Origin of the sequence: Microbulbifer agarilyticus (assembly GCF_020171345.1) — a bacterium.
In the GTDB taxonomy this organism is placed as follows: domain Bacteria; phylum Pseudomonadota; class Gammaproteobacteria; order Pseudomonadales; family Cellvibrionaceae; genus Microbulbifer; species Microbulbifer agarilyticus_D.
In genome coordinates this window covers 172,480-184,861 of the sequence record NZ_JAIUZM010000003.1, presented here as the reverse complement: position 1 = coordinate 184,861, position 12,382 = coordinate 172,480, and the positions used below count along the sequence as shown (strand labels likewise).

Sequence of the window (12,382 nt, the reverse complement as noted above, 5' to 3'; positions counted from 1 at the left end):
GTTTAATTATCGTCAGTGGGTATTTGTTGTGATCAACGAGGCTGGAGCTTTAGCAACTTGCCCTGGTCGCTATCGGTCAACAGGTAAATGGCACCATCCGGCCCCACCCGTACATCACGAATGCGCTCTTCGAGATCCGCAATCAGTTCCTGCTGTGCAATAGGCTTGCCACCTTCCATCGCCACCAGTCGCAAATGGCGACCAGCCAGTGCCGCTACCAGCAGATCCCCATTCCACTGCGGAAACAGCTCGCCGCGGTAAATGGCAAGGCCCGCCGGAGCGATGGAGGGAGTCCAGTGCATCAGGGGCGGCTCCATATCCTCGTACTCGGTAAACGGTGAAATAATTGCACCCGAGTAATCCTTGCCATAGGTGGCAACTGGCCAGCCGTAGTTTTTACCCGCTTGCAGGATATTGACCTCATCGCCTCCGGCAGGACCATGCTCATGCATTATTACGCTGTCGCTGGCCACGTCGTACACCAGCCCCTGCGGATTGCGATGGCCATAGGTCCAGATCTTGGCACCAGCACCCTGGTTACTCGCGTAGGGGTTATCCGCCGGCACGCTGCCGTCGCGATTGATTCGCACGACCTTACCCAGCAGGCCATCCAACTTTTGCGCATCCTCGCGCATATCGAAGCCGTCGCCGGTTGTCAGCAATAAGGTGCCATCGGGCAGGAAGGTCATGCGCCCACCAAAATGCACCGGGGTATCCTTGAGTGGCTCGACGGTGAATATCGTCTGCAGATCCTGCAGGCGACCGTCGCGCAGGATGGCCCGACTAATACGTGTGCCGTTAGCCTTGTCGGTTCCGTGCGCATAAGAAACAAACACTTCGCCGGTTTGCGCAAAATCTGGAGCAGGTAAAACTTCAAACAGGCCGCCCTGTCCTTTTACGTAGACCTCCGGAAGCCCCGCAATTTCACGCAGGTTACTGCCGTCCGCATCCAGCATTACCAGGCGCCCACCGCGCTCCGCCACCAGCAAACGGCCATCTGACAGGAAGGACAGCCCCCAAGGCAACTGCAAGTCTGTATTCAACTCGGTAATCGTAAAGGCATCACTGTTTACCCCCTCTCGCACCGGTACATCGTGCGGGGGGGCAGCCATTGCGAGGGCAGAACATAGAGCGAGGGACATAAGGCCCGACCATACATGGATTCTATTTGGCACTTGCGCACTCCATTTATTGTTGCGAAAACTATAACGCAGAACCCGTAACCACTACAGCGGATGAAACTGCGACTCATGCGCCCCCACTGAAGGCTGTGCTGGGCTGCAAGCACTTCGCGCAGCGGGAAAGTTGTGACATAGTCGCAAGCATGAAAAAAGAAAAAACTGCGATCCGCAAATCGATGGTCTTCCTGTCTTATCTGGTAGCGGTGGTCGTTGCCTTCCTGTTAAGCAGCATCATTCATACTCAGGTGGTTTTGTCTGGCCTGACTGAACTCGGTGTGCAGATTGGCTGGCAGGATCGACTGGCGGCTACTGGGCGGGATATCGCCGGGTTGCTGCCCGGTTACGGAACGGTCATTGCGATCGGGCTGGCAATCGGCTTTTTGGTGATGGGCTTACTGCGCCGCTTTACCGGCTTGCCTGCTGCGGTTGTTTACCCGGTTGGCGGAGTGATTGCTTATCTGGCTTTCTTTGCTGCGATGCATCCGATTTTTCATGTGAGTCTGATCGCTAGTACGCGAGACACATGGGGGCTTCTGGGGCAATGTTTGGCGGGCTTGGTTGCTGGGTTTGTGTTTGCTTACGGGTGTCGGCGGGCGGTTAAAGAGGGGCCGTCGGGCTAACTGCGTTGATGAGACTTAGAGGATTCCGGCGGTCGGGATGGACTTGAATCACGCTTGGGCGTGTTTCAACCCTGGGGGCTCGGCTGCGCCTCGGTCTTAACTCGCTACGCGAGTTAATCGAACCTGCTGAGGGAGGGATTAGCTTCGCTGCGCTCGCTGGTCTCCGGCGCTACGCGCCTCCGGCTCGAACGGGGGCTCTCATCCAAATCCCCCTCACCGCCGTTAAACGAAAAAGCCCGGCGTATGCCGGGCTTTTTCGTTTAATGGCGGTGAGGGAGGGATTCGAACCCTCGATACCTTTCGATATACACACTTTCCAGGCGTGCTCCTTCGACCACTCGGACACCTCACCAAATTGTATGCGTGGATTACGGCTTGTTTAGCGAGCTTGCCGTCCGCACGCCTGCGGGCTCGTGGCTGTTTTGCCTTGCTAATCAGTAACATAGCGCCCCGATCAGCGAGCGCGCACTTTACAAAAAGGCGGCGGAGGGTGCAAGCATAATTCGAAAAAAATCCGCCAAACGCCTCCACCTGTCGAGTTATTCGCCAGCCCAGTCCGCAAAGAAGTCTTCTACTGCGAGGTCTGGCGCGGATCTCGGTGGCTTTGCTGGGGTCCCCATATAGATGAAGCCACTGATCTCTTCGTTATCCGCCAACCCAAGAGCGCGAGCGACCAGTCGGTTCTCTGCGAGGGCGCCGGTGCGCCAGTAGGCGCCGATATTCTCGGCAAAGGCGGCGGTGAGCATGGCCTGAACGGCACCGGCAGTAGACATCCGCTGTTCGTTAAGCGGCACCTTGGGGTGCTCCTGCAGCTGGGTAATGGCGACAATCACCAGCGGGGCTCGGAGCGGCATGGCGAGAATGCGCTCCTGCTGGGCCTCGCTCAGTGCTTCTTTATTCTCAGTGGCCTCCAGGTAGATCTCCCCCAACCGTGCCCTTGCCGGGCCCTCAACCACCAGGAAGCGCCATGGGCGCAAATTGCCGTGATCAGCCGCGCGCAGGGCTGCGCGGAAAATGCTCTGCCGTTGATCCGCATTCGGTGCGGGCTCGGTGAGTAGGCCAACCGAAACGCGGTTATGCAATGCGTCCAGCGCGTCCATTTTTGTCTCCTGAGTACTGCGTCATTTATGTAAAGGTTGAAGGCTGAATTAGGCGCCAACCCCGAATGAGCGTGATTTTACCCTATTGATCGCGCGGATTTCTTATGGACGACCGTCCATTTTTAGAACAAGATTCTCAAATGACATCGCTTTCCCCACCAGTAGAGGGTAAACTTTGCGCCTGTCGGTGATCTGAACCACGTAATTCCAATAATTCTTGCGGAATCCCCTCCATCTGACGGAGCCTACCCCCAAGAGATGTTCAGGTCACAGTGCTGCAGGGCTATCAATTCCATACCTGCGGCAATGGTCGGAGTCCCGACTGCGCTCGGCAATGTGGACAAAAAGAAAACAACAAGCTCCCAGAGAACCTCTGCGAAACGCCGCCTACACCCGTTCCGTTTTTGCAGTACAGAATTAAAAAGATTCAGTGGTCATGCAGAACCAGCCCGAAGAAAACAACGGCCTAACATCGGATTCGCGGTATCCGCTGTATTTCCGCGCGTTGATCTGTTTCGCGGCGGCGGGCACCCTGCTTAACAGCATCAACTGGTCTTCCCTATTATCGCAATCCACTCTGTTGCCGTTGGGCATGGCAGCGCTGCTCCTGGTGTACATTCCAACGGCCTACCGCATTGCCTTGCGCGCCAGCCAGGAAAAGCGCGAAGAAATTCGCCGTTGGCTGTCGTTCACCGATGCACTGCTTATCGGTATGGCCATGGCGCTTGCCAACTTCAACCTGCTGCCCAGCCTGCTGTTCCTCACCATGGTGCAGTTCCACGCGCTCACCCAGGGCGGCGGTCGCAGCTGGTTTGAGCACAATACGGCACTACTCATGGGCGTTGGTGCCGGCTATCTGGTGCACCGCCCTGCCCTGGTAGTAAACGCAGACCTGAATATCAGCGCAGCCAGCCTGATCGGCGTGTTCACCTATTTCTGCTGCTATGCGTTTTACATGCACAAGCAGATTTCCCAGCTGCGCAGCAGCAACGAAAAACTGAGCAAAGAGCAGCGCATTGCGAATATCGCCAGCTACAAGCTGTCCCGCTACCTGCCCAAGCGCCTGTGGCGCGCGGTAACCACCGGCAAAGACAAGGAAATCGTCACCGAGCGCAAACTGCTGACGGTGTTCTTTTCCGATATCAAAGATTTCAGCCAGCTCACCGAAGAGATGGAAGCGGAAACGCTCACCCGCCTGCTCAATAACTACCTCACCGAGATGTCGCGCATCGTGGCACATTACGGCGGCACCATCGATAAATTTATCGGTGATGCGGTGATGGTGGTATTCGGGGATGACCAGAGCAAGGGGCCAAAGTCCGACGCGCTGCGCTGTGTGGCGATGGCGCTGGCGATGCGCAAGCGGGTCAGCGAAATGATGCAGGAGTGGTACAACCAGGGCATCTCACACCCACTGCAAATTCGCATGGGCATCAATACCGGCTATTGCACCGTGGGTGTGTTCGGCACCGCCGATCATCAAACCTATACGGTGATGGGTACCCACGTGAACCTGGCCGCGCGATTGGAAAGTGCCGCGGACCCGGGCGAAATTCTGGTGAGCCACGAGACCTGGGCAATGATCAAACAGACGGTGATGTGCCGCGACAAGGGACATGTGACCGTGAAAGGCTTCAGCACCCCGGTGAAGGTCTATTCGGTAACGGACCTGCGCAAGAATCTAGGCGGCAAGCAGGCCTATCTGGAAGAACATGCGCCGGGTTTTGCCATGCACCTGGATTTGGACAAGGTGCGCAACTACGACAAAGAGAAAGTGTTGCGCGCACTCAAAGATGCGCAGGCACGCCTGAAAAGCAAAGTCATTATCTGAGGCAGCCGCCCCAGATAGCCCCCATATTACAGACCACCCTACGCTCCCCCTCTTTACCGAGCGGCTTACTGGCGCCCGTAGCGCGGAGGAAACTCGATGGTGCCTGAGGATGTGCGCAGCGGATTGATATCCAGCCCACCGCGGCGGGTATAGCGTGCACAAACGGTCAATTCTTCAAAGGCTGCGAGGCGCTGCAGATCGCAGTAGATACGCTCGACACAGTGTTCGTGGAAGTCCTGATGCTCGCGGAATGAAATGATGTAGGCGAGCAAACCCTCGCGGTCCAATGCTGGCCCACGATATTGAATCGATACCGTGGCCCAGTCAGGTTGACCGGTGACCGGGCAATTGCTGCGCAGCAGGTGACTGAACAAGGTTTCTTCGACGACCTCGCCGCCCGGCTTCAGCTTGAGCAGCGCCGCATCCGGCTCGTAGGTACGAGTTTCAATATCCAGCCCATCCAGGCACTCACCCTGCGGCGCATGCACCGCCAACGCGGAATCGTCCACGTCAAACAGGGTAACCGCAACGTCGCTGCCAGCCGCCGCGCTCAGGTCTTTCTCCAACACCTCACGCACTGCGTCGGGCGACGCGAACTCGGTCTGATTCAAGGAGTTCAGATACAACTTGAACGATTTGGATTCGATCATTGACGGGCTGGAGGCGGCAAAGCGGAAGCGCGCCACTGCCACCTGCGGCACACCCTTCGGATTCAGCCACGACAGCTCAAACCCCCACCATTCATCCGCACCACTAAACGGTAGCACCTGCCCTTCCAGCCCCAACTGCTTGCGCGAAACTGCACGCGGGATGGGGTGCAACAACCCAGGGTTGTACTTGCTCTCGTAGCGGGTTTCCTGGCCCAGCGGGAGGTTCTGCCAGTCTTCTCGGTTCATACCTTTGCTCAAATCCGAAATTGTTCGATCGATTAGTGACGCAGCCGTTTGCCGTGACGCATCAGGTGCAAAGCCCAGCCAGACAGCAGCGCGATAAACAGCAGCACACCGGCAAATGCCCAAGCCACATTAATATCGGAAACACCCAACACTCCGTAGCGGAACGCATTCACCATATAGAGTACCGGGTTCAACTTGGACAGTGCCTGCCAGAACGGGGACAGCAGCTCAATGGAGTAAAACACCCCGCCGAGGTAGGTCAGTGGCGTCAGCACAAAGGTTGGAATAATCGAAATATCGTCAAAGCTGTTGGCAAAGATCGCATTGATAAAGCCCGCCAAGGCGAACAACACAGAGGTCATAAACACGATCAGAATCGTGAGCCCAATGTGCTGAATGGTGAGCGAGGTAAAAATCAGCGCGATCACGGTCACGATAAACCCGACAATTAAACCGCGCGCAACGCCGCCCAACACATAGCCCGACATGACCACCCAGTTGGGCGTTGGCGACACCAGTAACTCCTCCACACTGCGCTGGAATTTCGCGCTATAGAAGGAAGACACCACGTTCGAATACGAGTTGGTGATTACCGCCATCATAATCAGGCCAGGCACCACGAACTCCATGTAGGAGTAACCCCCCATTTCGCCGATGCGACTGCCGATCAACGAACCAAAAATCACAAAGTACAGTGACATGGTGATAACCGGCGGCACCAGGGTCTGCGGCCAGATACGCATAAATCGGCGCACCTCGCGACGGAAAATCGTAGAGAACGAAGTCCAGATCAGTTGTGGGCTCACACTCATTCTCCCATCTCCGCTTCTTGCTTCTTATTTTCCGCCAGCAGGGAAACAAACAGTTCCTCAAGGCGGTTGGCGCGGTTTCGCATACTGGTCACGGAAACGTTTTGCGCACTCAGGTGGGCGAACAATTCCGACAGGGACTGCCCCTTCTCCACCGTCACTTCGAGGCTGTGCTCATCCAACAAGCGGCCATCGAAAGACCCGAAGTCCGGTGCCTCACTCAGCTTTTCAAGGCAATCCAGAATGAAGACCTCCTTGCTCAGGGTCTTGATCAGGGACTTGATTGAGGTGTTCTCAATAATTTCCCCCTTATCGATAATCGCGATGTTGCGACAGAGGCTCTCGGCCTCTTCCAGATAGTGGGTGGTGAGGATGATGGTCGTACCCTGGGCATTGATCTCCTGCAGGAATTCCCACATGGAGCGGCGCAGCTCGATGTCCACACCCGCGGTGGGCTCATCCAGAATCAACAACTTGGGCTCGTGGATCAGTGCACGCGCAATCATCAAGCGGCGCTTCATGCCGCCGGACAGCATCCGCGCCTGGGTAGCGCGCTTGTCCCACAAGCCCAGCTTGCGCAGGTACTTCTCGGTGCGCTCTTCGGCCAGCTTACGCGGCATGCCGTAAAAACCACCCTGGGTGCAGACAATGTCGAACACCTTTTCAAACTGGCTGAAATTGAACTCCTGCGGCACCACGCCCAGCTGCTGCTTGGCGCCAGGGAAATCCCTGTCGATATCGATCCCAAAGATGGACACGCTGCCACCGGTCTTGCGCACCAGAGAACAGAGAATGCCAATTGTGGTGGACTTGCCCGCCCCATTGGGGCCGAGCAGTGCAAAGAAGTCGCCCGGCTGCACCTCAAAACTGATGCCTTTTAATGCCTGGAAACCGTTGTCGTAGGTTTTCTGAAGATTGCGAATGGAGAGTGCGGCAGTCATAAGTGGTTGCTATTCCTGTGCAGGGAGACGCTATTCAACGCCCGTAGCGGCAACATTTCAACCGCAACCGGAAACGAAAGAACCCATTGAAAAACAAGCTAGCCGAAAAACAGACAAAAAAAAGCCGCTCAAAGAGCGGCTTTTCGTTTTGGAGCGGGAAACCGGGTTCGAACCGGCGACCTCAACCTTGGCAAGGTTGCGCTCTACCAACTGAGCTATTCCCGCAATCCTGTGGCAAAGCCGCTAATGCAGCTTCACAGCATTGGCATCCCCAAGGGGAGTCGAACCCCTGTTACCGCCGTGAAAGGGCGGTGTCCTAGGCCTCTAGACGATGGGGACATAGAACATTCCCAACCTCAAGGAGGTTGAGTTTGGTAAACCCAAACACTCTTACGAGCATTTCGATCTACCTATTCACCCGCTTAAGCCGGTGAACAAAAACTTGGAGCGGGAAACCGGGTTCGAACCGGCGACCTCAACCTTGGCAAGGTTGCGCTCTACCAACTGAGCTATTCCCGCGTGGCATCCCCAAGGGGAGTCGAACCCCTGTTACCGCCGTGAAAGGGCGGTGTCCTAGGCCTCTAGACGATGGGGACCCAGAATCCTTCTTAGCGTTGCTGACCGTCGTTTCCGCAAGTCAGTACTGCGTCGAAGTGGGGCGCATTCTATGGAGAGGCCGGGGGGCTGTCAACACCCGTTTTAAAACTTTTCCAGAAATTTTTCCTTTCCATACAGACACTTACACAACCAGCGGCCAAAACCCGCAGAATTACTTGATTCGGATGACCAGCAATTACTGCGCCACCGCAGGCTCCCCTTCCGCTGAGTACCGCAATCGCTCCTGCAGGTGCTCAAGAAAGAGACGGATGCTCGCCGCATTACTCCCCAAATCACGAGCACCGGTACGGGAAGCGGAACGCACATCCACTCTCACCGGCCCTTGTTTGCCTGTCGCTACCGCCGCACTCTGCTGCTCATTCGCCTCTTTTTTCTGCTGATCAGACGGCGTTTCATCCGCCCCTGACTCGGCGGACTTCTCCGGTTCCAGCGGGCGGACACGTACCACGATGTCCTGAGTCAGGCCAAGGAACGGGGTGCGTGCGACCAATTCCAGCCGCCCCTTGGCGGGCTGAACGGCAATCACCCGCCAGCCCAGCTCACGCGCTACCGTCTCTGCATGCTCAATAACCTTCCGTGCCGGCACATCGACAACCAGCGGCTTGATATCGGCGTAGGCGGGCGTGGCGGCTTGAATCTCTGCAGAGACGCGCCCGGGGTAATCCGGACTGTTGTCGCCCTCGTTGCGCAAAGAGATCAGCATGTCAAATTCCGGTGGGTCTTTCAGGTCGGTCGTTATGTCGTATAGCGCCGGCGTATTCAGGTTCTGCTGGCCGACCAACATCATCGGCACCGCTACCGGAATGACCGCCAGTAACATGGCCCACAATGCTGAGGTCCGGGCCTCGGCATTCCGTCGCACCATGCCCCACAGGAACACCAGCATGGCAAAAAGCGCTACGGCAATCATCGACAGGCCGAGGACGGAAAACACGGAGTAGGTCGAATCCAGCTTCAGCAGGCCTACCCGCACCGCGACAATCGCAAGGCCTATCAACGCAATCAAGGTCCATTGGATACGATATAGCCAGCGACTCCAGTGACGTGGACGCCCGGAACGCAGCATAGTCAGCCTCCTGCTTTACCCCAGCCCCTAAACACGGGCTCAATCATCTTGTGGTTCGGTATCCGGATCCAGTTTTACCGACAGTGAATTAACACAATAGCGCAAGCCGGTCTCGGTCGGTCCATCGGGGAATACATGCCCCAGATGGCTACCGCAATTGGCGCACAGTATTTCAACCCGCCGCATCCCCAAGCTGTGGTCCGCGCGTTCCTCAACAACCCCCGTACTCGCCGCCGCATCGAAGCTGGGCCAACCACAGCCGGCATCGAACTTGGATGACGAGTGAAACAGTACCTCCTGACAGCAGCGACACAGGTACTTGCCGTCTTCGAAGGTGTCCCAGTACTCACCGGTAAATGGACGCTCGGTCCCTGCTTCCCGGCAAACACGAAATTCTTCCGCAGTCAGGCGCTCGCGCCAGTAGTTATCGTCTTTTTCTTTTGCCATACTGTGCCTCCTTTTTTGCCTGAAAAGTCAGTATCCAGCGGCATTACCCTGCCCCGGCAAAACACTTTGTGGCAGCACCTCACACCCCGGGGCGCCCACCCAACTGCTGGGCCGACCAGCCGCTGTTTGCCTTACCAACGAGCAGTACAGCCTACTAGGTCCGAGCGTTGGAGAGAAACGAATTTGCCCGCCTGGCTGCCCCATGGAAACAGTTTCATCGAAACAGCCGGGCCAATGCGCACAAACCCAATTTACTGAGCCCAATTAAAGAACGCTGCAATGAAGGATATTCACAAGTCGCAAAAACTCCACGGGGTCTGTTACGAGATTCGCGGACCCGTCATGGAGCAGGCCACGCGCCTGGAAGAAGAAGGCCACCGGATCATGAAGCTGAATATCGGCAATCCGGCACCCTTCGGCTTCGACGCGCCCGATGAAATCCTGCAGGACGTGATTTACAACCTGTCCCAGGCGCAGGGCTATGTGGAATCCAAGGGCCTGTTTGCTGCGCGCAAGGCCATCATGCAGGAATGCCAGACACTGGGCATTCCCGACGTGGACATCGATGACATCTACCTCGGCAACGGCGTGTCCGAGCTGATCTCCATGTCCACCCAGGCATTATTGAACGACGGCGATGAAATGCTGTTGCCGATGCCCAACTACCCGCTGTGGATGGCCGCCACCAATTTGACCGGCGCCAAAGCGGTACTCTACCGCTGTGACGAGCAGGCGGGCTGGCTGCCGGATATCGAAGACATCAAGTCGAAGATCACTTCCCGCACCCGCGGCATCGTGGTGATCAACCCGAATAACCCCACCGGCGCCGTATACCCGCGTGAGCTGTTGGAGCAAATCGTCGAGCTGGCCCGCCAGCACAATCTGGTAATTTTTGCCGACGAGATCTATAGCAAAATCCTGTACGACGATGCTGAGTTCGTGCCGATGGGCTCACTGGCACAAGACGTGCTGTGCCTGAGCTTCAACGGCCTGTCCAAATCCTACCGTCTGGCGGGGTTCCGCTCTGGGTGGATGATTGTCAGCGGCGCCAAGGAGCGCGCCAAGGGATTTATCCAGGGCATGGACATTCTTTCGTCTATGCGCCTGTGCAGTAACGTACCGGCCATGTTTGCGGTACAAACAGCGCTGGGGGGTTACCAGAGTATCAATGATCTGGTGCTGCCCGGAGGCCGCCTGCGCCAGCAGCGCGATCTGGCGTATCGCATGCTGAATGATATTCCTGGGGTCAGCTGCGTAAAGCCACAGGGTGCTATCTACCTGTTCCCCAAGCTGGACCTGAATAAACACAAGATCGAAAATGACGAGCGCTTTGTGCTCGAGTTTCTGCGCAAGGAAAAGATTCTGCTGGTACAGGGCAGCGCCTTCCACTGGGATGAACCGGACCACTTGCGTATCGTGTTCCTGCCGCGCGCCGATGACCTGTCGCACGCGATTGCACGGCTGGGCAATTTCCTTGAACACTACAGCCAATAATTAGCCGCTAAGTACTGGCAAAAGAATACTGGCAATAGAGCACCATGCTGGACGATCTGCACATTCACGACTTTTACCGCGATGCGGGGCGTATTCTGCTGGCACTGTTCCAGCAGTTCCCCGCTCCGGCGACCATCTACGTGGAAGATATTTCCGGCCCCGACACCCCGGACGAATTTGGCCTGCACTCCCCCCGCCACCTCGCCTGCCTGGGCGCAATGACCTGGCTCAAGGAGTGCGGCTATATTAATTTCGCCCAAATTGTGCGCCAGGAGGCGGTGGAGGAAGCCACCCTGTCCCACCGCAGCTTCTTACTGATGGTAAGCCGTGGTGAAGACGGGATGAGTAATGCGGAAAAGCTTAACGAAGCAGTTCGCGGAGGCTCGTCACCTCAGCTGGAAGCACTGGTCGTGGATTTAATGCGTCACCTGTGAAACTTCACGTGCAACATTTTTAATGCCGCATCGGAATCGCTATCCGGGAAATCCGGATTTTGCGGCAGCCGCGCTACTACGGAAAAGCCCGGGTTCGCCGCTTCAATCAAATCCCTGAAATACTGCTCACTGTGGGCCGGTGAATTCAACACCAGCAGCAAGTCTGCCTCATCAGCCAGGCAGCCGGGCAATAGCTCCAACTGCCGCGCATAGTTCTCTGCGGCATCGAAACTGCCCCGCTGGCGCGTGGGTGGGTCTACCACCGCCAACTGAAACGGTCCACGACGGTCATAGCGTTTGAAGTCCCGGAGCGCGTCCATGGCGAGGAAGCGAATACCCTTGCTGGCCAGGTTGTTTAGCTGGTGGTTGGCCTGCCCGCGTTTTAGCACGCCCTTGTTCAGATCTACGTTCAGCACTTCCAGCTCTCCCGCGGCGCGCGCCACCGCAGAAAACGCACAGGTAAACGCGAACAGGTTCAGTAGTTTGAGGTTTTCGACCGTGCCGGCTTTTTCCCGCACCTGCTGCTCCAGCCACTGGCGGCCTGGTTCGATGTCCAGAAAGAAACCCACGTTCTGACGATCAAAGGTGAGCGGAAACTTCAGCACGCCGCGACGGGCCACGGGCGCTTCCACTTCTTCGCCACACTGCCACTGAATGGGGGCGCCGCGCTGGTAGCGTCGCTGCACGGCCACGCCCCGGTATCCCAGCGGCTCCACCAGCGACCACAGCTGGTCCGCCAGTGCATCTTCCTCAGGATATTCGTCAAACAAGGTGACCAGAATGGCGGGGTGATAGCTGTCTACACACACACGGTCCAGGCCCGCATAGCAGTGCCCACGGCCATGAAACAGGCGGCGACTATCGGGCGCCTCACCCTGAGACTGTTGTTCCTGCAATTTGCTGCGCACTACCTGCAGCAGGGGTTCCCAATTCAATGTACTTGTA

12 protein-coding genes and 5 tRNA genes are annotated in these 12,382 nt (G+C 56.8%); 4 read left to right on the top strand and 13 right to left on the bottom strand.

Going from position 1 to position 12,382, the window contains the following annotated elements; translation table 11 throughout:
* Nucleotides 1-32 precede the first annotated feature (32 nt).
* Nucleotides 33-1,112 (bottom strand): PQQ-dependent sugar dehydrogenase, encoded by a 1,080-nt coding sequence (locus LCM31_RS11250; protein ID WP_224870146.1) that lies wholly within the window; start codon nt 1,110-1,112, stop codon nt 33-35.
* Nucleotides 1,113-1,324: 212 nt separating this feature from the next.
* On the opposite strand from LCM31_RS11250, the gene LCM31_RS11245 reads away from it, so the two are divergent.
* Nucleotides 1,325-1,801, top strand: coding sequence for a hypothetical protein (locus tag LCM31_RS11245; RefSeq protein WP_224870144.1), 477 nt, complete (start codon nt 1,325-1,327; stop codon nt 1,799-1,801).
* A 264-nt stretch (nt 1,802-2,065) separates the two neighbouring features.
* Here LCM31_RS11245 and LCM31_RS11240 read toward each other — a convergent pair.
* A tRNA-Ser gene (locus tag LCM31_RS11240) sits at nt 2,066-2,153 on the bottom strand.
* 187 nt (nt 2,154-2,340) lie between these two features.
* On the bottom strand, nt 2,341-2,901 hold the full coding sequence (locus LCM31_RS11235; RefSeq protein ID WP_224870142.1) for a nitroreductase family protein: 561 nt from the start codon (nt 2,899-2,901) through the stop codon (nt 2,341-2,343).
* Nucleotides 2,902-3,337: 436 nt separating this feature from the next.
* Between LCM31_RS11235 and LCM31_RS11230 the strand changes: the two genes are divergently transcribed.
* Entirely contained in the window at nt 3,338-4,732 is a 1,395-nt protein-coding gene (locus LCM31_RS11230) for an adenylate/guanylate cyclase domain-containing protein (protein ID WP_224870140.1), read from the top strand.
* Between the two features lie 65 nt (nt 4,733-4,797).
* On the opposite strand, the gene queF is transcribed toward LCM31_RS11230, so the two are convergent.
* The 9 genes from queF to msrB all read right to left on the bottom strand — a co-directional run bounded on the left by queF (nt 4,798) and on the right by msrB (nt 9,509).
* Nucleotides 4,798-5,628 (bottom strand): NADPH-dependent 7-cyano-7-deazaguanine reductase QueF, encoded by an 831-nt coding sequence (gene queF, locus LCM31_RS11225; RefSeq protein WP_224870138.1) that lies wholly within the window; start codon nt 5,626-5,628, stop codon nt 4,798-4,800.
* A 32-nt stretch (nt 5,629-5,660) separates the two neighbouring features.
* Nucleotides 5,661-6,440 carry an ABC transporter permease gene (locus LCM31_RS11220; protein ID WP_198040115.1) on the bottom strand — a complete coding sequence of 260 codons (780 nt, stop codon included), beginning with the start codon at nt 6,438-6,440 and terminating at the stop codon, nt 5,661-5,663.
* Nucleotides 6,437-7,378 carry an ABC transporter ATP-binding protein gene (locus LCM31_RS11215; protein ID WP_224870135.1) on the bottom strand — a complete coding sequence of 314 codons (942 nt, stop codon included), beginning with the start codon at nt 7,376-7,378 and terminating at the stop codon, nt 6,437-6,439. The genes LCM31_RS11220 and LCM31_RS11215 overlap by 4 nt, the downstream gene beginning before the upstream one ends.
* Before the next feature lie 149 nt (nt 7,379-7,527).
* A tRNA-Gly gene (locus LCM31_RS11210) sits at nt 7,528-7,603 on the bottom strand.
* Between the two features lie 38 nt (nt 7,604-7,641).
* Nucleotides 7,642-7,717: transfer RNA gene (locus LCM31_RS11205), tRNA-Glu, on the bottom strand.
* A 104-nt stretch (nt 7,718-7,821) separates the two neighbouring features.
* Nucleotides 7,822-7,897 (bottom strand) — tRNA-Gly (locus LCM31_RS11200).
* Nucleotide 7,898: 1 nt separating this feature from the next.
* A tRNA-Glu gene (locus tag LCM31_RS11195) sits at nt 7,899-7,974 on the bottom strand.
* Nucleotides 7,975-8,171: 197 nt separating this feature from the next.
* Nucleotides 8,172-9,062 (bottom strand): DUF1499 domain-containing protein, encoded by an 891-nt coding sequence (locus LCM31_RS11190; RefSeq protein ID WP_224870133.1) that lies wholly within the window; start codon nt 9,060-9,062, stop codon nt 8,172-8,174.
* Nucleotides 9,063-9,101: 39 nt separating this feature from the next.
* A complete protein-coding gene (gene msrB, locus LCM31_RS11185; protein WP_224870131.1) occupies nt 9,102-9,509 on the bottom strand; it encodes a peptide-methionine (R)-S-oxide reductase MsrB in 408 nt (135 codons plus the stop codon).
* Between the two features lie 279 nt (nt 9,510-9,788).
* On the opposite strand from msrB, the gene LCM31_RS11180 reads away from it, so the two are divergent.
* Both LCM31_RS11180 and LCM31_RS11175 read left to right on the top strand, forming a co-directional pair.
* On the top strand, nt 9,789-11,003 hold the full coding sequence (locus LCM31_RS11180; RefSeq protein WP_224870129.1) for a pyridoxal phosphate-dependent aminotransferase: 1,215 nt from the start codon (nt 9,789-9,791) through the stop codon (nt 11,001-11,003).
* Between the two features lie 44 nt (nt 11,004-11,047).
* Entirely contained in the window at nt 11,048-11,437 is a 390-nt protein-coding gene (locus LCM31_RS11175) for a hypothetical protein (protein ID WP_224870127.1), read from the top strand.
* On the opposite strand, the gene LCM31_RS11170 is transcribed toward LCM31_RS11175, so the two are convergent.
* Nucleotides 11,428-12,372, bottom strand: a complete 945-nt coding sequence (locus LCM31_RS11170; protein WP_224870126.1) for a class I SAM-dependent methyltransferase — start codon at nt 12,370-12,372, stop codon at nt 11,428-11,430. The two genes, LCM31_RS11175 and LCM31_RS11170, sit on opposite strands and share 10 nt — an antisense overlap.
* Nucleotides 12,373-12,382: the final 10 nt, after the last annotated feature.

Coding starts and splice junctions, on each gene's coding strand:
- LCM31_RS11250 (WP_224870146.1), bottom strand. CDS start 1,112: ATGGCTGCCCCCCCGCACGATGTACCGGTGCGAGAGGGGGTAAACAGT.
- LCM31_RS11245 (WP_224870144.1), top strand. CDS start 1,325: ATGAAAAAAGAAAAAACTGCGATCCGCAAATCGATGGTCTTCCTGTCT.
- LCM31_RS11235 (WP_224870142.1), bottom strand. CDS start 2,901: ATGGACGCGCTGGACGCATTGCATAACCGCGTTTCGGTTGGCCTACTC.
- LCM31_RS11230 (WP_224870140.1), top strand. CDS start 3,338: ATGCAGAACCAGCCCGAAGAAAACAACGGCCTAACATCGGATTCGCGG.
- queF (WP_224870138.1), bottom strand. CDS start 5,628: ATGAACCGAGAAGACTGGCAGAACCTCCCGCTGGGCCAGGAAACCCGC.
- LCM31_RS11220 (WP_198040115.1), bottom strand. CDS start 6,440: ATGAGTGTGAGCCCACAACTGATCTGGACTTCGTTCTCTACGATTTTC.
- LCM31_RS11215 (WP_224870135.1), bottom strand. CDS start 7,378: ATGACTGCCGCACTCTCCATTCGCAATCTTCAGAAAACCTACGACAAC.
- LCM31_RS11190 (WP_224870133.1), bottom strand. CDS start 9,062: ATGCTGCGTTCCGGGCGTCCACGTCACTGGAGTCGCTGGCTATATCGT.
- msrB (WP_224870131.1), bottom strand. CDS start 9,509: ATGGCAAAAGAAAAAGACGATAACTACTGGCGCGAGCGCCTGACTGCG.
- LCM31_RS11180 (WP_224870129.1), top strand. CDS start 9,789: ATGAAGGATATTCACAAGTCGCAAAAACTCCACGGGGTCTGTTACGAG.
- LCM31_RS11175 (WP_224870127.1), top strand. CDS start 11,048: ATGCTGGACGATCTGCACATTCACGACTTTTACCGCGATGCGGGGCGT.